This window comes from Sphingomonas sp. NFR04 (genome assembly GCF_900114095.1).
Taxonomy (GTDB): Bacteria; Pseudomonadota; Alphaproteobacteria; order Sphingomonadales; family Sphingomonadaceae; genus Sphingomonas.
In genome coordinates, this window is sequence record NZ_FORV01000001.1 from 115,428 (window position 1) to 135,591 (window position 20,164).

Consider the following 20,164-nt stretch of genomic DNA (forward strand, 5'->3'; position numbering starts at 1 on the left):
GAAGGGGAGGGGCTTTAGAGTGTCCCCTCACCCCCTCGAGGCGAAATAGGCCTGGATCGGCTGCACCTCGATCGGGTTGCTGCGCATCGCCGCGATCGCCCGTGCCGCCGCGACGCTGCCCGGGGCCGTGGTGAAATACGGCACCTTCTGCGCCAGGGCGGAAGCGCGGATGCTCATCGAGTCCTTGAGCGACTGCCAGCCTTCGGTGGTGTTGAAGATCAGCGCGACATCGCCGTCCTGGATGCGATCGACGATGTGCGGGCGGCCCTGCGCCACCTTGTTCACCGTCTCCACCGCGATCCCCTCGGCGGCGAGGAACTCGGCGGTGCCGCTGGTCGCGATGATCTTGAAGCCGAGATCGGCCAGGATCTTCACGCCCGGCAGCACCACGGCCTTGTCACCCTGCTTGACGCTGACGAACACCGTGCCGCCATCGGGCAGGATGGTGCCGGCGCCGAGCTGCGACTTGGCGAAGGCGGTCGCAAAGTCCTTGTCGATGCCCATCACCTCGCCGGTCGACTTCATCTCGGGCGACAGCACCGGATCGACGCCGGGGAAGCGCGCCCAGGGGAACACCGCTTCCTTCACCGCGATATAATCGATGTCGCGATCGATCACCGGCAGGTTCGCCAGCTTCTCGCCCGCCATGACCCGGCTGGCGATCTTGGCGATCGGCGCACCGATCGCCTTGGCGACGAAGGGCACCGTGCGGCTGGCGCGCGGGTTCACCTCGATGAGGTAGACCTCGCCGTCCTTGACCGCGAACTGGATGTTCATCAGCCCCTTGACCTTGAGCGCGCGGGCCAGCGCCACCGTCTGGCGCTCGATCTCGGCGATGATCTCGGCGGGCAGGCTGTAGGGCGGGATCGAGCAGGCGCTGTCGCCCGAATGGACGCCGGCTTCCTCGATATGCTGGAGCACGCCCGCCACGACCACATCGGTGCCGTCGGCGATCGCGTCCACGTCCACCTCGATCGCGTCGCGCAGATACTGGTCGATCAGCACCGGCGAGTCGCCTGAGACCTGCACCGCGGTCTGGATATAGTCGTCGAGCTGCTGGAGGCTGTCGACGATTTCCATCGCCCGGCCGCCGAGCACATAGCTCGGCCGCATCAGCACCGGATAGCCGATCCGCTCGGCCACGCGCACCGCCTCGTCGCGGCTGCGCGCGATGCCGTTGGCCGGCTGCTTGAGGCCCAGCTTGGCGACGAGATCGGCGAAGCGCTCGCGGTCCTCGGCCAGGTCGATCGCGTCGGGGCTGGTGCCGAGGATCGGGATGCCCGCATCCTCCAGCGCCTTGGCGAGGTTGAGCGGGGTCTGGCCGCCGAACTGGACGATCACGCCGACCAGCTCGCCCTTCGACTTCTCGACTTCGAGGATCTCGAGCACGTCCTCGGCGGTCAGCGGCTCGAAATAGAGCCGGTCCGAGGTGTCATAGTCGGTGCTCACCGTCTCCGGGTTGCAGTTGACCATGATCGTCTCATAGCCGGCATCGGCCAGCGCAAAGCAGGCGTGGCAGCAGCAATAGTCGAACTCGATGCCCTGCCCGATCCGGTTCGGGCCGCCGCCCAGGATCACGATCTTGCGGCGGTCGCTCGGCTCGGCCTCGTTCTCGGGCTCGCCGAAGCTGGGCGCCTCATAGGTCGAGTACATGTACGGCGTCTTCGCCTCGAACTCGGCCGCGCAGGTGTCGATCCGCTTGAACACGGGGCGCACGCCCAGCCGGTGGCGCAGCTTGCGCACCTCGGCCTCGGTCACGCCGCCCGAGATGGCATTGGCCACCTCGCCGATCAGGCCCGAGCTGCGCGCCATCACTTCGCTGCCCGCGCGGAGATTGACCGACTTGAGCGCCAGATAGGCCAGGCGCTTGTCGCTGAAGCCCATCGCCTTCAGGCGGCGCATGCCGGCCGTGTCCTGCGGCAGGCCGTTGGTGGCGACGTCCTTCTCGGCGTCGAGGATCTCGGCGATCCGCTCGAGGAACCAGGGGTCGTAGCTGGTGAAGCGCTGGACGTCCTTGACGCTGAAGCCCTCACGCATCGCCTGCGCCGCGATCAGCAGCCGGTCGGGCGAGCGGACGGTCAGCGCCGCCTCGATCACGTCGCGCGGCGCGCCGACCAGCCGGTCGACATCGTTGAAGCCGCTGAGGCCGGTTTCCAGCCCGCGCAGCGCCTTCTGCAGCGATTCGTGGATCGAGCGCCCGATCGCCATCACTTCGCCGACCGACTTCATCGCCGTGCCCAGCACCGCCTCGGCGCCCTTGAACTTCTCGAAGGCGAAGCGCGGGATCTTGGTGACGACGTAATCGATCGTCGGCTCGAAGCTCGCAGGCGTCGCGCCCGTGATGTCGTTGTCAATCTCGTCGAGCGTATAGCCCACCGCCAGCTTGGCCGCGACCTTGGCGATCGGGAAGCCGGTCGCCTTGGACGCCAGTGCCGAGGAACGGCTGACGCGCGGGTTCATCTCGATGACGATCAGGCGGCCGTCCTTGGGATTGACCGCGAACTGCACGTTCGAACCGCCGGTCTCGACGCCGATCTCCCGGAGACACGCGATCGATGCGTTGCGCATGATCTGGTATTCCTTGTCGGTCAGCGTCAGCGCCGGCGCGACGGTGATCGAATCGCCGGTGTGCGTGCCCATCGGATCGATATTCTCGATCGAGCAGACGATGATGGCATTGTCGTTCCGATCCCGGACGACCTCCATCTCATATTCCTTCCAGCCGAGCAGCGATTCCTCGATCAGCACCTCGGTGGTCGGCGACAGGTCGAGCCCCGAGCGCACAATCGCGATGAATTCCTCGCGGTTGTACGCGATGCCGCCGCCCGAGCCGCCCATGGTGAAGCTGGGGCGGATGATCGCCGGCAGGCCGACATAGTCGAGCGCGGTCAGCGCCTCGGCCTCGGTGTGCGCGATCGCCGAGCGGGCGCTTTCGAGCCCGATCTTGGTCATCGCGTCCTTGAACTTCAGCCGGTCCTCGGCCTTGTCGATCGCATCGGCATCGGCGCCGATCATCGTCACGCCGAACTTCTCCAGCGTGCCGTCGCGGAACAGCGCGAGCGCGGTGTTGAGCGCGGTCTGGCCGCCCATCGTCGGCAGGACGGCGTCGGGCCGCTCCTTCTCGATGATCTTGGCGACGACCACGGGCGTGATCGGCTCGATATAGGTCGCGTCGGCCAGCTCGGGATCGGTCATGATCGTCGCCGGGTTCGAATTGACCAGGACGATGCGATAGCCCTCTTCCTTCAGGGCCTTGATCGCCTGCGTGCCCGAATAATCGAACTCGCACGCCTGACCGATGACGATCGGCCCCGCGCCGATGACGAGGATGGAGGAGATGTCGGTGCGCTTGGGCATCAGTGTTTCATTCCAGTTTCTGCGACGCAGCCCCAGCCATCATATTCCAGGCCGAAATACGCCTCTATCCGCAGGCAGAGCTCGGTTAGAGCGCGTATCGATGCTTCGTCGGTGCGTTGTTCTCGTTCAAGGAAGAGCGAGAGGGTTCCGTCCTCGCTTCGCTCGTCGCCCAGCACGGTGAAACCCAGCTCCTCGGCGGCCTCTTCGAGCGAAGCAAGCGCCTTGCCTGAGCCTTGGAAGCTGACGTCCACGGGGCGGGCAATCGCCGGGTTGTCACCGTTGGCAGCGAGACTCTGCAGCACGTCCTGATCCTGCGCCCATTCTTCCTCGAAGCGGGCGGGATCGAACGGGGGCAGGTTCACGCCATCATCCCCACGAACCGCTCGAACAGATAGAGGCTGTCCTGCGGGCCCGGGCTGGCCTCGGGGTGGTATTGCACGCTGAACGCGGGTCGGTCGGTGAGTTCGATGCCGGCGTTGGAGCCGTCGAACAGCGACACATGCGTCTCGCGCGCATTGGCCGGCAGGCTCTCGCGCTCGACGGCGAAGCCGTGGTTCATGCTGGTGATCTCGACCGCGCCGTCTTCCAGTCGCTTGACCGGATGGTTGGCGCCGCGATGGCCCTGGAACATCTTGGTGGTCTCAGCACCCACCGCGAGGCCAAGCAGCTGGTGGCCGAGGCAGATGCCGAACAGCGGCTTGCCGGTCTCGAGCAGCTGGCGGATCACCGGCACGGCGTACTCGCCGGTCGCAGCGGGATCGCCAGGGCCGTTGGAGAGGAAGAAGCCGTCCGGATTGAACGCCATCACCTGCTCGAAGGTCGCGGTGGCGGGCAGCACGGTCACGTCCGCGCCGGCTTTCACCAGGTTGCGGAAGATGTTGCGCTTCGAACCATAGTCGATCGCGACGACCTGCGGGCGCTTCTTCGAGCCCCCTCCCGCCTGCGGGAGGGGGTTGGGGGTGGGCCCACCCTCTCCACCAGCGGTGTTCGTCGAGGAGGCCGAGCGCCCACCCCCGGCCCCTCCCGCAAGCGGGAGGGGAGAGGTGTTCTCATAGCCGGCGCCGAGCTTCCACACGCCGCCTTCCCAGCCGAAATGCGTCTCGCACGAGACGGTGACGGCGAGGTCCATGCCCTCCAGCCCCGGCCAGGCGCGTGCCTTTTCGAGCAGCGCGTCGAGGTCGAAATTGCCGGACTTCGAGTGCGCGATCACGCCGTTCGGCGCGCCGCCCACCCGGATGCGGCGGGTGAGCGCGCGGGTGTCGATGCCGGACAGGCCGATCCGCTTGTGCTTCGCCATCCAGGCATCGAGATGCTCGGTGCTGCGGAAGTTCGACGGCTCGGTCACGTCCTCGCGGACGATCATGCCCAGCGCATGGGGGTCATCGGCCTCGATGTCGTCGGGGTTGGCGCCGACATTGCCGATGTGGGGGAAGGTGAAATTGATGATCTGACCGGCGAAGCTCGGGTCGGTCATGATCTCCTGGTAGCCGGTCATCGCGGTGTGGAAGCACACCTCGCCGACGGCATCGCCTTCGGCACCGAATCCTCGACCCCACAATATCTCGCCGCTCGCCAGAACCAGAACGCCCGTGGCTCCAACGGGCATGGACAAGGGTTTGGCGTCGGCCATTTGGGGCGGGCACTCCTGCATAGGGTTTTGACGATGTCGCTAAGGGCCGCCCGCTAGCCCCCATGGCCGGATGCGTCAATCTGTTAAGTTTTTTGCAGGTCCGCTATGGTTCCCGGCTTACCGTAAAAAGATCGAGAGAAACGATGATTCGCGACGACATCAAGGCTGCGCTGGTGACCGCCATGAAGGGCGGCGACAAGGCGTCCACCGCCACGATCCGCCTGATCCAGAGCGCGATCAAGAACCGCGACATCGAGGCCCGCACCGGCAAGGCCCCCGAGGACGACGACGTGCTGGTGGTCGAGGTGCTGCAGAAGATGGTCAAGCAGCGCCGCGAATCGATCGAGATGTATGTGAAGGGCAACCGGCAGGAGCTCGCCGATGCCGAAGCCGCCGAGGTGGTGGTGATCGAGCGCTTCCTGCCGACGCAGATGAGCGAGCCGGAAACGACGGCGGCAATCGAGGCGATCAAGGCCGAGCTGGGCGCGGCCGGCATGAAGGACATGGGCCGGGTGATGGCCGAGCTGAAGGCGCGCCACGCGGCGCAGCTCGACATGAGCAAGGCCAGCGCGCTGGTGAAGGCGGCGCTTTCCTGACGATCACAACCTGCGCTCCCCTCCCGCTTGCGGGAGAGTTCGGGGGAGGGAATGGAACCAGGCACCCACGCCCGCCATATGCGAAACAACCCCACGGATGCCGAACTGGCGCTGTGGCAGGCATTGAGCGCGCGGAAAGTCGGCGGGGTGCGGTTCAACCGACAGGTGAAGGTCCCGCCCTATGTTTGTGACTTCGTGGCGCGAAGTTTGAAGCTGGTCGTCGAGGTCGATGGCGGGCAACATGCAGTGAACGCCGCAGAGGACGCGCGACGGACGCGATATCTAGAAGCGAAAGGGTATCGCGTGGTGCGGTTCTGGAACAACGACGTGCTCGGCAATTTGGACGGCGTGGTTGCCGAGATCGAGCGGGTGATCGCCGCGATGGCGCAGGCGCGGCCATCGCGACAGCCAGTACCAAGCGGCGAACTCCCCTCCCCCAACCCCTCCCGCATGCGGGAGGGGAGCGATGGAGCCGAAGCGTCGCGGCCTGCGCACCCCTTCCGCTTGCGGGAGGGGTCGGGGGAGGGGCTGAGCAAGCCCCCCCGGGGAAGCCAATAATGTCCCTCACCCCCGCCTTCCTCGACGAGCTCCGCGCCCGCACCACGCTGTCCACCCTCATTGCCAAGTCGGTGAAGCTCCAGCGCGCGGGCAAGGAGTTTCGCGCCTGCTGCCCGTTCCACAACGAGAAGACGCCCAGCTTCTACGTCAACGACGACAAGGGCTTCTACCATTGCTTCGGCTGTGGCGCGCATGGCGATGCCATCCGCTGGATGACCGACCAGCGCGGCCTGCCCTTCATCGATGCGGTGAAGGAACTCGCCCAGACCGCTGGGCTCGACATGCCCGAGCAGGACCGCCGCGCCGCAGAGAAGGCCGAGCGCGCCAAGGGCCTGCACGAGCTGATGGGCGACGCCGCGACCTGGTTCACCGAGCGGCTGAACGGCATCGAAGGTGCCGAGGCACGCGCCGTGCTCCAGCGCCGCGGCATCACCCCCGAGATCGCCCGCAGCTTCGGCCTCGGCTTCGCCCCCGATTCGCGCGGCAAGCTCAAGGAGGCGCTGAAGGCGTATGGCGATCCGATGCTGGTCGAATCCGGCATGCTGATCGCGGTCGAAGGCAAGGAACCGTACGACCGCTTCCGCGGCCGGCTGATGATCCCGATCCGCGACGTGCGCGGGCGGACGATCGCATTCGGCGGCCGCATCATCGGCGAGGGCGAGCCCAAATATCTCAACTCCCCCGAGACCCCGCTCTTCGACAAGGGCCGTACGCTCTACAATCTCGATCGCGCCCAGGCCGCCGCGCGCAAGGCCGATCGGGTGATCGCGGTCGAAGGCTATATGGACGTGATCGCGCTCGCCCAGGCCGGGTTCGGCGAGGTGGTCGCCCCGCTCGGCACCGCGCTGACCGAGCACCAGCTCGAGCGGCTGTGGCGGCTGTCGGAAGTCCCCCTGCTCTGCTTCGACGGCGACAGCGCCGGACAGAAGGCCGCCCTGCGCGCTGCGCACCGCGCACTGCCGATGCTCGCGCCGGGCCGCAGCCTCGCCTTCGTCACCCTGCCCCAGGGCCTCGACCCGGACGATCTCGTCCGCGCGCAGGGGCCCGCCGCGTTCGAGGCGCTGCTCGCCAGACCCGAGCCGCTGGTCGATCGCCTCTGGGCCAGCGAAGTCGCCGCCGGTCCGCTCGATACGCCGGAGCAGCGCGCAGGCCTCAAGCGCCGCCTCACCGAGCTTGCAGAGCAGATTCAAGATCCGAACGTAAAGCACGAATATCTCTCGGAATTTCGTGCGCGGACCGACCAGCAGTTCGGCCGGGGGCCCCGGGAGTTCCGCAAGGACCAGCGCGGCCCCGCCCCTGCCCGCCAACAGCAGCGCGGCACCCGCAACGCCCGCGGCGGCTGGCAGCCGCCCGAGCCGCCGCCCTCGCATTTGATCAAGGGCGTGCATGCCAGCGGGCTCGATCCCATCTTGGCACGCGCGGTGCTTGCCGGGCTGATCCGCCACCCGGCCGAGATCGCCCGGCATATGGAGATACTGGGGAGTTTGCGTAGTGCATCGGGGGCGCTGGGCCGGCTATTCGAAGCCGTTGTCGAGGTCGCCCTTACCAATCCGGCGTCTCGTCAACTTGATAGCGAGGATTTCCTCACCATATTGGCTCGGTCCGGTTTCGATTCAGTGGCAAGCGAGTTGCTCCGTGCAGACACGCTCCCCTTCTCCTTCACGCGGCCCGCAGCCGACGTGGCGAAGGCGCGCGAAGATCTGGGCGAGGCGATCGCGGTGATGGCGGCGCAGCCCGCCGTCGATGTGGCTCTCGCCGAGGCGACCGCTGCGCTGATGCGCGACGGCACCGAGGAAGCGTTCGCCCGCCAGGTGGCGCTTTCGCGGCAGCGGCAGGAGCTTCAGGATCGGCTTGCCAATCTGATGCTTGCGGAAGACGGCGTTTTTGAGGAATAGAGGCGGTGTAAAATTGCCGCCATCTGAGTTTCGAGGGATTTGATGGCGAAGGCGAACATGGCAGACGTCACGGACACGGCAGACACGAGTGACGCGCCGCTGATCGATCTGAACGAGGGTTCGATCAAGAAGCTGGTCGCGCGTGCCAAAAAGCGCGGGTACATCACCGTCGACCAGCTCAACGAGATGCTGCCACAGGACCAGATGTCCTCGGAGCAGATCGAGGATGTGATGGCCGCGCTTAACGACATGGGCATCAACGTCGTCGAGAACGAGGACGCCGGCGAGGACAGCGAGGCCGAGGACGACTCGGCCGACGACGCCGAGACCGCGGACAGCAGCGACGATTCCGCGCCTGCCTTTGAAGTCGCGAAGAAGAAGGAAACCGTCGATCGCACCGACGATCCGGTGCGCATGTACCTGCGCGAGATGGGCGCCGTCGAGCTGCTCAGCCGCGAGGGCGAAATCGCCATCGCCAAGCGAATCGAGGCCGGACGCGACACGATGATCCTGGGGCTCTGCGAGTCGCCGATCACGTTCAACGCGATCATCGGCTGGTCGACCGCGCTCAACGAAGGCACGATGCAGCTGCGCGAGATCCTTGATCTCGACGCGATGCTCTCCAAGGGTCCGTCGGCCGAGCAGGTCGAAGGCGCCGAGGACGACAATGGCGAGATCAGCGAATCGAGCACCGGCCCCAGCTTCAAGGAAGAGGAAGAGCCCGAGGAAGTCGCGTCCGATGAGGATGACGAGCTGACCGAGCGCCGCGCCCGCCGCCCCTCGGACGACGAGGAGGAGGACAACACCCTCTCGCTCGCCCAGATGGAAGAGCAGCTCAAGCCGCAGGCGCTCGAGAAGTTCGCCAACATCACCGCGATCTACAAGAAGTTCGGCAAGGTCCAGCAGCAGCGGCTCGACACCATGTCGGCCGGCGAGGACTTCCCGGCGGCGGAAGAGAAGAAGTACAACAAGCTTCGCGAGGAGCTGACCGCCGAGGTGGAGAGCGTCCAGTTCCACCAGGCGAAGATCGAGTATCTCGTCGACCAGCTCTACAGCTTCAACCGGCGCCTGACGGCACTGGGCGGTCAGATGCTGCGTCTCGCCGAGCGCCACAAGGTCAGCCGCAAGGACTTCCTCGATCGCTATGTCGATCACGAGCTCGACGAGAACTGGCTGCCTACCGTGGTCGGCGTCGACAAGAAGTGGAAGGCGTTCGTCGAGAACGAGTCCGATTCGGTCGATCGCATCCGCACCGAGATGAGCGAAATCGCCCAGTCGACGGGCATGACGCTCACCGAGTTCCGCCGCATCGTCAACATGGTGCAGAAGGGCGAGCGCGAGGCGCGCATTGCGAAGAAGGAGATGGTTGAGGCCAATCTCCGCCTCGTGATCTCGATCGCCAAGAAGTATACCAATCGCGGCCTGCAGTTCCTGGATCTCATCCAGGAGGGCAATATCGGCCTGATGAAGGCGGTGGATAAGTTCGAATATCGCCGCGGCTACAAGTTCAGCACCTATGCGACCTGGTGGATTCGCCAGGCGATCACCCGCTCGATCGCCGATCAGGCGCGCACCATTCGTATTCCGGTGCACATGATCGAGACGATCAACAAGCTGGTCCGCACCAGCCGCCAGTTCCTCCACGAGCAGGGCCGCGAGCCCACGCCGGAGGAAATGGCCGAGCGCCTGAGCATGCCGCTCGAGAAGGTGCGCAAGGTGATGAAGATCGCCAAGGAGCCGATCTCGCTCGAAACGCCGATCGGCGACGAGGAAGACAGCCACCTCGGCGACTTCATCGAGGACAAGAACGCGATCATCCCGGTCGACGCGGCGATCCAGGCGAACCTCAAGGAAACGGTCACCCGCGTCCTGGCCAGTCTCACGCCGCGCGAGGAGCGCGTGCTGCGCATGCGCTTCGGCATCGGCATGAACACCGATCACACGCTGGAAGAAGTCGGCCAGCAATTCTCGGTGACGCGCGAGCGTATCCGCCAGATCGAGGCCAAGGCGCTCCGCAAGCTGAAGCACCCGAGCCGCAGCCGCAAGATGCGCAGCTTCCTCGACCAGTAAGCGCATCCGCCACGAACAAGGACAACGGCCTCGGGTACCCCCCCGGGGCCGTTTTCATTTGGGACAAGGATGCGTGGGAGCCGGAATCCTGTCTTTCAAGATTAATTTTGGCGTAACCATCTTTCTATGCGCTTCGGTATGGTCGCTATGCGATCCCATCCGGACCGGCCGATGGCGGGCGGTATTGTCCAGATGAGGAAGGTCATGCTCTTGGATACCGCACCGATGGAGCATTTATCGGGCGCTTGGGGCCCGATGGGCGCTTTGGCGGGCACCGACGGCAGCGCCCGGCACCCGCATCTGCGTGCGCTCCGCACCGCCGCCCTGCCTCGTCGTGACCTGGCGGACGCGGTCCACCACATCGCGCGCCTTCATGGCCGCCATCCGGGCCTGATCGATTACGCCGCCGGCCATGCCCGACGCCCGATCGAATGCGAGTGGCTGGAAGCCGCCGCCGACGCCTTCGTCGCCGAGCGTGCCTATCTCGTCCGCCTCGTCGCCGCGGTGGGGCCCCTGCCCAGCACCCCCGGCCATGCCGAGAGCGAGGCCGCCGCCGCCGCGCAGCGCCACGCGCTCGACATGCTCGCCCAGTCCGATCGTGCCGGCTGCGCGACCGGCGCCGCAATCGCGCTGGCGATCGAATGGGTCGCGATCCGCGCGGTGCTCGACCGCGCCGCCACCAGCTTCGGCATCGATCCCAAGCCCGCCGGCCTGCCGATCCCCGAGGAGACGGTGAGCGTCGTCGACGCGCTGGCCCGCGAAGCCGCGCACGAGCGCGCGATGCTGTTCGGCGCGCAACAGGTCTTCGCCCAGCATCGCGGGCTGTGGGATCTGCTCGAGGCCCGGGCGAGCGCCCGCAGCCGGGGCTGACCTCCGCCACACACTCCCATCGTCATCCCCGCGAAGGCGGGGATCCATTGGCGCTGAAGCCGAGGTTCTTTCCCCCAGCGCCCTGGCAAATGGATTCCCGCCTTGGCGGGAATGACTGCGGTTTGGCGGTAGCAAAGACCCCACCCCCTGCCCCTCGGGATGGGTTGCATCCAGCCACCGTTCGTCCCACCTTCTGCCCATGCGCTTCGAAGGTACCCAGAGCTATGTCGCCACCGCGGACCTGAAGGTCGCGGTCAACGCCGCCGTGACGCTGCGGCGCCCGCTGCTCGTCAAGGGCGAGCCCGGCACCGGCAAGACCGTGCTCGCCAGCGAGATCGCCAAGGCGGTCGGCGCGCCGCTGATCGAGTGGAACGTCAAGTCCACCACCAAAGCGCAGCAGGGTCTCTACGAATATGACGCGGTGGCACGGCTGCGCGACGGCCAGCTCGGCGATCCGCGCGTCCATGAGATCGGCAACTATATCCGCAAGGGCAAGCTGTGGGAGGCGTTCACCAGCCCCACCCTCCCCGTGCTGCTGATCGACGAGATCGACAAGGCCGATATCGAGTTCCCGAACGACCTGCTCCAGGAACTCGATCGCATGGAATTCCATGTCTACGAGACCGGCGAGAATGTCCGCGCCGCCGAGCGCCCGATCGTCGTGATCACCTCGAACAACGAGAAGGAGCTGCCCGACGCCTTCCTGCGCCGCTGCTTCTTCCACTACATCAAATTCCCCGATCGCGAGACGATGCAGGCGATCGTCGACGTCCACTTTCCCGGCATCCAGAAGCTGCTGGTCAGCCGCGCGATGGACCTGTTCTACGAGATCCGCGAAGTCCCCGGCCTCAAGAAGAAGCCGTCGACCAGCGAGCTGCTCGACTGGCTGAAGCTGCTGCTCCACGAGGAGATGCCGCTGGAGGTGCTCCAGTCGCGCGACCCCACCAAGGCGATCCCCCCGCTTCACGGCGCGCTGCTCAAGAACGAGCAGGACGTGATGCTGTTCGAACGGCTGGCCTTCATGGCGCGGCGGCAGCGCTGACGATGCGCTCGGCCGATGTCCTCCGGCGCCTAACGTAATGGACGCGCTCCACCCCTGGGGCGTAGTCTAGCGCCATGTTCCTCGCCTTTCTCGACGAACTGCGCGCCGCGGGCATCCCTGCCAGCCTCAAGGAACATCTGCTGCTGCTCGAAGCGCTCGACGCGCAGGTGATCGAGCCTACCCCCGAGGCCTTCTACTTCCTCGCCCGCGCCACCTATGTGAAGGACGAGGGGCTGCTCGACCGGTTCGACCAGGTCTTCGCCAAGGTGTTCCGCGGGGTCGCGTCGACCTATGGCGTGGCGCCCGCCGAAATCCCGGAGGAATGGCTCCGCGCGATTGCCGAGAAATATCTGACCGACGAGGAAAAGGCGCAGATCGAAGCGCTCGGCTCCTGGGAAAAGCTGATGGAGACGCTCCAGCAGCGGCTGAACGAGCAGCACGAACGGCACCAGGGCGGCAGCAAGTGGATCGGCACCGGCGGCACCTCGCCCTTCGGCAATGGCGGCTATAATCCCGAAGGCGTGCGGATCGGCGGCGAGGGCAAGCACCAGCGCGCGGTGAAGGTGTGGGAGGCGCGCGATTATCGCAACCTCGATTCCACCCGCGAGCTCGGCACCCGCAACATCAAGGTGGCGCTCCGCCGCCTCCGCCGCTTCGCCCGCGAAGGCGCGGCGGAAGAGCTCGACATAGACGGCACGATCGCCGGCACCGCACGGCAGGGCTGGCTCGACGTCAAGATGCGGCCCGAGCGGCACAATGCGGTCAAGCTGCTGCTCTTCCTCGACGTCGGCGGATCGATGGACCCGTTCGTCAAGCTCTGCGAGGAGCTGTTCTCGGCGGCGACCAGCGAGTTCAAGAACCTGGAGTTCTTCTACTTCCACAACTGCCTCTACGAAGGCGTATGGAAGGACAATCGCCGGCGGTTCACCGAGCGCACCCGCACCGCCGATCTCCTCCACAAATATGGCCAGGATTACAAAGTGATCTTCGTCGGCGACGCGTCGATGAGCCCCTATGAGATCACCCAGGTCGGCGGCTCGGTCGAGCATCTGAACGACGAGCCCGGTGCCACCTGGCTCCAGCGGGTGACCGACACCTGGCCCGCCACCGTGTGGTTGAACGTCCTGCCCGAGGCGCAATGGGGCTATTCCCACTCGGTGACGATGATCCGCGAGCTGATGCGCGATCGCATGTATCCCCTCACGATTGCGGGGATCGATGCGGCGATGCGCGAGTTGAGTAAAAAGCGATGACCAAGATCCGCGACATGCTCCACCGTTGGCACCGGCGCCTGTTCGGTAGCTACACGATCGCCGATCCCCGGCCGATGGCCGAGGCCGCGCCCTACACCTTCTTCCTGCCCAGCGAGAACGAGGTGCTGGCGCTGCGCCCGGGCGACCTCGCCAAGCTGATCTTCCAGTCCACCCCGCCCTCGCGCGACTATGCCGCCGAGCGGATGTGGGTGGAAATCACCCGCGCCGAGGGCGAGAAGCTGTGGGGCCGGCTCGACAACGTCCCCCTCGACATGCCCCAGCTCCGCCCCGGCCGCGAAGTGGCGTTCCGCCGCGGCGACGTGATCGACCTGCGCTGGGGCGAGGACCGCCCGGTCCGCCCGCCCTCGGCTCCGGCGCGACGCCATTACGACGCGCGCTGCCTGGTCGACAGCTGCGTGCTCGAACAGGGCGCGGCTGTCCATTATCTCTACCGCGAGCTGCCGCTGCCCCCCAGCGTCGGCGACGCGCCCGACAGCGGCTGGCGCATCCGCGGCGACTATCGCGGGCTGGAAGACGAGGCGATCGGCGCCCGCGCGATCGAGTGCGTCGCGCTCGGCCGGGTGCTCAACATCGACGACAGCTGGGTCCACCTGATCGATGCCCCCACCGGTTCGGCCTATGTGCGGAACTGGGAGAAGGATGTTTTCGAGCCGGAGTCCGCGGCAGCGGATTGAAGACGGATAACTAACGCCACCTCTGAAAAGCGATGTTCGCCAAAGCAGCTCATTAGATTGGCAGTACGGTAAACATCTGTACAGAGGTTAGGTCCTCCGAGTACTCCGCGTGCAGTTCGAAACCATCGCGGACGAAGCGGTCCCATGCCGGCTTCCATCCTAATACTGGCATTTGGCCAGCTTCAGCGCTTTCTTCAGGACTTCCCAGGCGAGAGCGGACCACCTCCCGCGACATGTCAAAGGTCAGGTCGAGCGGAACGCGGAATGGGAAGCGCGCGAAGCCTTCCTTCCCACCGCCATAGAGAAACACAGCCGCGACGTGACCGTCCACGACCACCAAGGAGATCCCGAACGCGATTGAACTGAGATAGTCTCGATCGTCTAAGCGCTCGTACGTTATCTCACCCAGCTGTGGAAGCTGGTTCGGCAGTTTGCCGAGCAGTTCCTCAGCAGCGATCACTTTCTCGCTCCCGGTTAATGCCGCAAACTCAAAGCTTCTCCACCGCCTTGTCGATACGCCGCAACAGCGCGCCGTCCTGGGCGCTGCGGCGCACCGCCTCTTCGGCAAGCCCCATCAGGCTGGTCGCGCCGAAGCTGCCGGCCAGGCTCTGCAGCCGCAGCGCGGCGCCCGCCCATTGCTCGGCACCCTTGGAGGTTTTCATCATGTCGACCGAACGGTTGACGCTCTCGAGGAACGCGTCGCGCAGCTCGGCGATCAGCGCGGGGTCGTCGCCCACGGCGGCGGCAAGGCTCGTGTCGATTGCACCGGGATCATAGGCCATGCAGAAACCCTAACGCGCGATCGTTAACCGTTCGTTGCCAACCCGGTCTTGGTCCGCGCGGCAAAGCTGGTACAGTGGCCCGATGACTGGGGGCTCCACCGCTGAATCCGCCGTACCGTTCGACACCCACGCCGCCGAGCCGCCCGTGCTCGCGGAGAGCCTGGTGATCGACGAACCCGCACCCGTGGCACCGCACGATGCGATCGAAGCGCCGCGCCTCGGCTGGATCCTCACCTTGCTCGCCGTCGCCGCCGGGGTCGGCGCGACCTATGGCATGGCCGCACTCGCCCTGCCCGCCTGGGACGAGCCGCTGAGCAATTTCCAGCGCGTCCAGCTGCTCGCCTCGCTCTGCGTGCCCGCCGCGGTGGTCGCGCTGCTCTACCTGATCGCGATGCGCACCAGCACCACCGAGGCGCGCCGCCATGCCTATACTGCCCGGGCGATGCGCGTGGCGGCCGAGGAACTCGAAGCGCGCACCGCCGCGCTCACTGATCGCCTCCTCGCCCAGCGCAACGCGCTTGCCGAGCAGGAAACCAGCCTGTCGGTACTGAGCGACGCCGCCGCGGAGCGCCTCGCCCATGCCGCCGCCAGCGCCCAGCGCCAGGCGGAGATGGTCGCTGCCGGCACCCAGCAGCTGAGCGCCATGACCAGCGCCGCCGAGCACAGCGTCTCCGTGATCCTCGCCTCGCTGCCCAAGGCGCATGAGGAGATGCGCGGGCTGGCCGACCGGGTCGACCAGGCCGGTCTCCAGGCCGGCCAGACCGCCGCCGCGCTCGACATCCAGCTGACCGTGCTCGCCGAGCGTGGTCGCGAAGCCGATCGCATCGCCGGGGGCGCTGCCGAGCGCCTCGCCGCCCATATCTCCCGCATGGAAGCGACCAGCGAGGCGGCGAGCAGCCGGCTCGAACAGGTGAGCGACCAGATGTCCGCCCAGGTCGACGCGGTGCTCGATCGCGCCGCCGCCGCCATCGACCAGTCCCGCCAGGGCATCGCCGCGCAAGGCGACGCGATGCTGGCGATGCTCGGCGCCAACCAGGCCGCGCTCGAACGCGCCACCGAGGACAGCAGCACGGCGATGGCGCAGCGCATGGCGCTGATCGAGGATGCGATCATCCGCATCTCGTCGCGGCTCAGCGAGGAGCAGCGGCGCGGCGACGCGCTGTTCGCTCGCCTCTCCGAAGGCGCCGCGCATTTCGACGGCGAGCTCGAAGTGCTCCACGCCGCCGGGACCCGCCGCACCGAGGCGCTAGCCGCCGCAATCCACGGGCTGCACCAGTCGATGGACGGCATGACCCAGTCGATGCGCACCGGCGAAGGCACGGCGCGCGAGGTGATCGCCACCGCCGAGAATTTGCTCACCGCGCTCGACGCGGCCGCGCGCGAGATCGACGAGACGATGCCTGCCGCGCTCGGCCGGCTCGACGAGCGGATCGACGCCACCCGCAAGCGCATCGCCGCCTCCAAGCCCGAGCTGCTCGGGCTGGTCACCGCCGCAGAGACCACGCACGATGCCGTGGCGGGCATTGCCGCCTCGGTCACCCACCAGCAGACTGCGCTCGAACGCGGCCGCGCAGCGCTCGCCGAGACGCTGGCGACCGCTGCCGACCAGGCCGAGACGCTCAGCCGCGCGGTCGACGGCGCGATCCTCCACGCCAGGAGCTTCACCAGCGACGCCGCGCCCGAGCTGATCGAGACGCTACTCCGCGTCCGCGACAGCGCCAACAAGGCCGCCGACCATGCCCGCGAGGCGATCGACGGCATCGTGCCCGCGGTCAACCGCGTGCTCCAGGACGCGACCGACCAGGTGATCGAGCATGCGGTGGAGCTCTCGGTCCGCCGCCAGGTCGAGACGCTGACCAAAGCCGCCGACGCCGCGATCGGTGCCGCCGCCCGCGCCGCCGAGCATCTCCGCGCGCAGATGACCGTGCTGGAAGAGGCCAACCAGCTCGCAGAGGCGCGCATCGCCGAGGCGCAGGACGCGCAGGAACGCGCCGACAGCGACGGCTTCGCCCACCACATGGCGCTGCTGATCGACGCGCTGCACTCGACCTCGATCGACATCGCCAAGACCTTCTCAACCGAAGTGACCGACGGTGCCTGGGGCGCCTATCTCAAGGGTGATCGGGGCGTGTTCACCCGCCGCGCGGTGCGCCTGCTCGCGCCCCACGAGGCCCGCGAGATCCACCGGCTCTACGATCATGACGAAACGTTCCGCGAGAACGTCCACCGCTATGTCCATGATTTCGAGACGATGCTGCGCCAGGTGCTGAGCCTGCGCGAAGGCAATCCGCTGGCGGTGACCCTGCTCTCGTCCGACGCGGGCAAGCTCTACGTCGCGCTCGCCCAGGCGATCGAGCGGCTGCGCAACTGAGGTTTGGGGGGCTGATCCCCGCCCAAGTCGTCATCCCGGCGAAAGCCGGGATCCAGACGCCACGCGCTCTCAGAAGGAGCCGCGCCGGAGACCCCAATGGATTCCGGCTTTCGCCGGAATGACGGCCTGGGCGGCGGCTCCTACCGCTTCGACGGCGGACGGGTGGAGTCGCGGACGATCAGCGTCGAGGGCAGCACCACCGGCTCAGCCGACGCGGGCGCGCGGCCCGCGCACGCATCGATGATCCGCTCGACCGCCTTGGCCGTGATGTCGGCGATCGGCTGGGACACCGCCGTCAGCGCCGGGGTGGCGAAGCGGACGATCGGCGTGTCGTCGAAGCTGACCAGCGATACGTCCTCGGGCACGCTGCGCCCCCGCCCCCGGACCGCCGCTATCGTCGCCAGCGCGGTCTGGTCGTTGGCGGCAATCACCGCGGTCACCTCCGACCGGTCGAGCAGTGTCCGCGCCGCGATCAGCCCGGCATCGTAGGAGAAGTCGCCGGTCTCGAGCAGCCCGTCCGAGGACAGCCCCGCCGCCGCCATCGCCGCGCGCCAGCCCTCGACGCGCCAGGCGCTGAGCTCATATTCCGCAGGGCCCGCGATAAAGCCGATGCGCCGATGCCCCAGCGCCAGCAGATGCTCGGTCGCCAGCCGCGCGCTGCCGCGATCGTCCTGCACCAGCATATGCCCCGGCCCCTCGACGACCGAGCCGATCCGGGCGATCTCGATCCCCTTCTCCGCCAGCAACTTGAGGATCACCAGGTTCTGCGAATGCGGCGGGGTGAGGATCGCGCCGTCGGGCTGGAGCGCGGCGATCGCGGCGGAGATCTCGCGCTCGATCTGGTCGCTCTGGGTGTCGACCAGCTCGACGATCATCCGATAGCCGTGCGCCGCGCAGGCGAGCATGCCGCCGAGCAGCATCTGGTCGACCCAGTCGCGCCCCTCGCGTGCGCGCCAGTCGGCGATCGTCCGCTCGCGATCGTTGAGCGCGAGGATCAGATAGGAGCGCGACCCGCTCATCCGCTGCGCCGCCAGCGAGGGCACATAGCCGAGCTTGGCGATCGACGCCTGGACGCGGTGGAGCATCTCCGGCCGCACGCCGGGCTCCTTGTTGATGACGCGGCTGACCGTCTGCAGCGAGACGCCGGCATCGGCCGCGACATGGCGGATCGTCACGGACTGGCGTCTACGAGACATGCAACTTCCTCTCCTGCATCGTTTTTGCTTAGCGGCTGAGCTGCCGCAACAGATACGCACACAACTGCCCCGCCGTTTCGGGCGTGAGCGGATCGAGGATGCCGCGGCCGCCCTCGGGGAGATGCGCGGTCACCGCGTCGCCGGGCGAGAAGACATAATGGTCGAACACCTGCCGCCAATGCGCCCGCTCCGCCGCCGGCAGGTCGCGGATCGCGAGCAGCGCGGCGAGCAGCGCGTCGTTGGGCTCGGCGAGCCAGGCCGGGCGCGTCCGCCACCAATAGTTGATCATCACGTTGAAGCCGTCGAGCGCCTCGACATGGTGCCCCCACAGGCTCGGGATGCGCAGCGCGTCGCCGGGCGCCAACACTACCGTGCGAGCATGGCGCAGCGCCTCGCGGAACCGGGGGAAGCGCGCAAAATCGGGCGCGTGGAAATCGACCATGCTGATAGCGCGGCCGCCCGGCGTATTGTCGAGCGGGCCGGGATAGAGATTGGCGAACTGGTCGGGCGGGAACAGCGTGAAGCGGCGGTGGCCCACCGCGGTGCAGACCAGATTGTCGGGCTCGTCGCAATGCGCGGCGACGCGCGTCGCGGTGCCGATCCAGATCGTCGCGGCGAGCCCGTCGCGCGGTCCCAGCGGCATCGGATTGGCCTCGGCCAGACCGGGGAAGAAGCGCGGCACGTCCGTGGAGGCGATATAGCGGAGCGGCGCATCGACCCGTCCCTCATCCGCGGCCATGTCGGCGAAGATCTGGCCGATTCGCGCGCGGCGGGTTCGGTGGTTCATCGCCATGGTGTCGTCGTAGAAGATGCGGGCGCCGGCACCGGGCGCGCCCTCCGCATAGGTGAAGTCGGTATCGCGTGCGAAGTTGGCGAGATAGGTGCGGGCTTCCGCCGCCCCCGTCCCGCCCACCGCGACCAGCGGCCAGTCGGCGACCAGCCCGCGCACCACGAACGGCTCGGCCGAAGCCGCCAGCGCATGGTCGAGCGCCCAGCAATCGGCGGCGACGATCTCGGGCACCGGCCGCAGCCCGTCGAACAGGTCCGCGGGATCAGGCATCGGCACCCCGGCGCTGGAGCCGCGCGATCAGCAGCGGCAGGTTGGCGAGCGAGGCCAGCGCCATGGTGATCGGCAGCAGATGGCCGTCGCGGTGCAGCTCGCCCAGCGCCGCGCCGTCGAGGGCGGCGAACTGCTCCTCGTGGATGCCGTGGAAGTCGTCGACGATCTGCCGGGCATTGCCCGCGGCATCGTCGAAGCGGATCGAGACGGGCTCGAGCAGGTCGTGCTGCTCCAGCGCGTCGAAAAAGTCAGGCGTGGCGCGGTAGCCGCGATCGAGCTGGGCGAGACCGTCGAGTACGGCGACGAGATAGCTGCTCGGCGCACCGTCCGCCTCGAACAGCGGCGACGCCTCGGCATAGCCCGGATCGCCCGGTGCCAGCACGCGCGGGCTCGCCGCGGACAGATGGAGCTGCGGCACGTCGCCACCGGCAGGCGGCGGGCCGATCAGGAAGGGCCGGGTCGCCATCGCCAGCGGCAGATAGGGCGCATCCCAGCGATCGCCCTCCAGATAGAGGTTTTCCTCGGGCGCGAAGCCGAACAGCGCGATCGCCTGGAACCCGTCTCGCGCGGCCGTGCGCTGGAACAGGATCGGATAGGCATTCTGCACCTGGCGGAACTCGCCCGGCACGACCAGGCAGAGCTGGACGGCATCGCCCAGCGCGGCGCCGCGCCGCCGGTCGATGCGGATCGCGCGGTGATCGTCGATGGTCACGAGCTGTTGATCGTTCATGCGTGGCAATCCCCGTTCCCCACCGGCGGCGTTGGCACGTCGCGCGGCGGGGCGGAAGG

The 20,164-nt window shown here is 67.4% G+C and carries 17 protein-coding genes; 9 read left to right on the top strand and 8 right to left on the bottom strand.

The window, feature by feature from the left end; all coding sequences use genetic code 11:
• Positions 1-27: 27 nt before the first annotated feature.
• Genes carB through carA form a run of 3 tightly spaced genes read right to left on the bottom strand, consistent with a single transcriptional unit; the run spans position 28 to position 4,987 of the window.
• The gene (carB, locus tag BM009_RS00570; RefSeq protein ID WP_093292719.1) at positions 28-3,357 is read right to left on the bottom strand and encodes a carbamoyl-phosphate synthase large subunit; all 3,330 of its coding nucleotides are present in this window, start codon (positions 3,355-3,357) and stop codon (positions 28-30) included.
• Positions 3,357-3,719 carry a ribonuclease E inhibitor RraB gene (locus BM009_RS00575; protein WP_093292721.1) on the bottom strand — a complete coding sequence of 121 codons (363 nt, stop codon included), beginning with the start codon at positions 3,717-3,719 and terminating at the stop codon, positions 3,357-3,359. The genes carB and BM009_RS00575 overlap by 1 nt, the downstream gene beginning before the upstream one ends.
• Positions 3,716-4,987 carry a glutamine-hydrolyzing carbamoyl-phosphate synthase small subunit gene (gene carA, locus BM009_RS00580; protein WP_093292723.1) on the bottom strand — a complete coding sequence of 424 codons (1,272 nt, stop codon included), beginning with the start codon at positions 4,985-4,987 and terminating at the stop codon, positions 3,716-3,718. Before carA ends, BM009_RS00575 begins: the two co-directional genes overlap by 4 nt.
• 143 nt (positions 4,988-5,130) lie before the next feature.
• On the opposite strand from carA, the gene BM009_RS00585 reads away from it, so the two are divergent.
• The 8 genes from BM009_RS00585 (at position 5,131) to BM009_RS00620 (ending at position 13,966) form a co-directional block, all read left to right on the top strand.
• Entirely contained in the window at positions 5,131-5,583 is a 453-nt protein-coding gene (locus BM009_RS00585; protein ID WP_093292725.1) for a GatB/YqeY domain-containing protein, read from the top strand.
• A 51-nt stretch (positions 5,584-5,634) separates the two neighbouring features.
• Positions 5,635-6,141: an endonuclease domain-containing protein gene (locus BM009_RS00590; RefSeq protein WP_093292727.1), complete on the top strand. Its 507-nt coding sequence runs from the start codon at positions 5,635-5,637 to the stop codon at positions 6,139-6,141.
• Positions 6,141-8,036 (top strand): DNA primase, encoded by a 1,896-nt coding sequence (gene dnaG / locus BM009_RS00595; protein WP_093292729.1) that lies wholly within the window; start codon positions 6,141-6,143, stop codon positions 8,034-8,036. The genes BM009_RS00590 and dnaG overlap by 1 nt, the downstream gene beginning before the upstream one ends.
• A gap of 42 nt (positions 8,037-8,078) precedes the next feature.
• Positions 8,079-10,106, top strand: a complete 2,028-nt coding sequence (rpoD, locus tag BM009_RS00600; protein ID WP_093292731.1) for an RNA polymerase sigma factor RpoD — start codon at positions 8,079-8,081, stop codon at positions 10,104-10,106.
• Between the two features lie 204 nt (positions 10,107-10,310).
• Positions 10,311-10,976 (top strand): DUF6975 family protein, encoded by a 666-nt coding sequence (locus BM009_RS00605; protein ID WP_093294527.1) that lies wholly within the window; start codon positions 10,311-10,313, stop codon positions 10,974-10,976.
• 199 nt (positions 10,977-11,175) lie between these two features.
• On the top strand, positions 11,176-12,018 hold the full coding sequence (locus tag BM009_RS00610) for an AAA family ATPase (protein ID WP_093292733.1): 843 nt from the start codon (positions 11,176-11,178) through the stop codon (positions 12,016-12,018).
• Positions 12,019-12,092: 74 nt separating this feature from the next.
• On the top strand, positions 12,093-13,271 hold the full coding sequence (locus tag BM009_RS00615; RefSeq protein ID WP_093292735.1) for a vWA domain-containing protein: 1,179 nt from the start codon (positions 12,093-12,095) through the stop codon (positions 13,269-13,271).
• Positions 13,268-13,966 (top strand): immunity protein Imm33 domain-containing protein, encoded by a 699-nt coding sequence (locus BM009_RS00620; RefSeq protein WP_093292737.1) that lies wholly within the window; start codon positions 13,268-13,270, stop codon positions 13,964-13,966. Before BM009_RS00615 ends, BM009_RS00620 begins: the two co-directional genes overlap by 4 nt.
• A gap of 52 nt (positions 13,967-14,018) precedes the next feature.
• On the opposite strand, the gene BM009_RS00625 is transcribed toward BM009_RS00620, so the two are convergent.
• Together BM009_RS00625 and BM009_RS00630 are read right to left on the bottom strand one after the other, a co-directional pair.
• Positions 14,019-14,426 carry a hypothetical protein gene (locus BM009_RS00625; protein ID WP_093292739.1) on the bottom strand — a complete coding sequence of 136 codons (408 nt, stop codon included), beginning with the start codon at positions 14,424-14,426 and terminating at the stop codon, positions 14,019-14,021.
• Positions 14,427-14,454: 28 nt separating this feature from the next.
• Positions 14,455-14,748: an Hpt domain-containing protein gene (locus BM009_RS00630; RefSeq protein WP_093292741.1), complete on the bottom strand. Its 294-nt coding sequence runs from the start codon at positions 14,746-14,748 to the stop codon at positions 14,455-14,457.
• 82 nt (positions 14,749-14,830) lie between these two features.
• On the opposite strand from BM009_RS00630, the gene BM009_RS00635 reads away from it, so the two are divergent.
• Entirely contained in the window at positions 14,831-17,119 is a 2,289-nt protein-coding gene (locus BM009_RS00635; RefSeq protein ID WP_093292743.1) for a coiled-coil domain-containing protein, read from the top strand.
• 140 nt (positions 17,120-17,259) lie between these two features.
• Here the strand turns inward: BM009_RS00635 and BM009_RS00640 are convergent, their stop codons facing one another.
• The 3 genes from BM009_RS00640 to BM009_RS00650 are packed head-to-tail and all read right to left on the bottom strand — an operon-like array spanning position 17,260 to position 20,105.
• On the bottom strand, positions 17,260-18,315 hold the full coding sequence (locus BM009_RS00640) for a LacI family DNA-binding transcriptional regulator (RefSeq protein WP_093292745.1): 1,056 nt from the start codon (positions 18,313-18,315) through the stop codon (positions 17,260-17,262).
• A 28-nt stretch (positions 18,316-18,343) separates the two neighbouring features.
• Entirely contained in the window at positions 18,344-19,375 is a 1,032-nt protein-coding gene (locus BM009_RS00645; protein ID WP_093294528.1) for a cupin-like domain-containing protein, read from the bottom strand.
• A complete protein-coding gene (locus BM009_RS00650; protein WP_093292747.1) occupies positions 19,368-20,105 on the bottom strand; it encodes a SapC family protein in 738 nt (245 codons plus the stop codon). The genes BM009_RS00645 and BM009_RS00650 overlap by 8 nt, the downstream gene beginning before the upstream one ends.
• Positions 20,106-20,164: the final 59 nt, after the last annotated feature.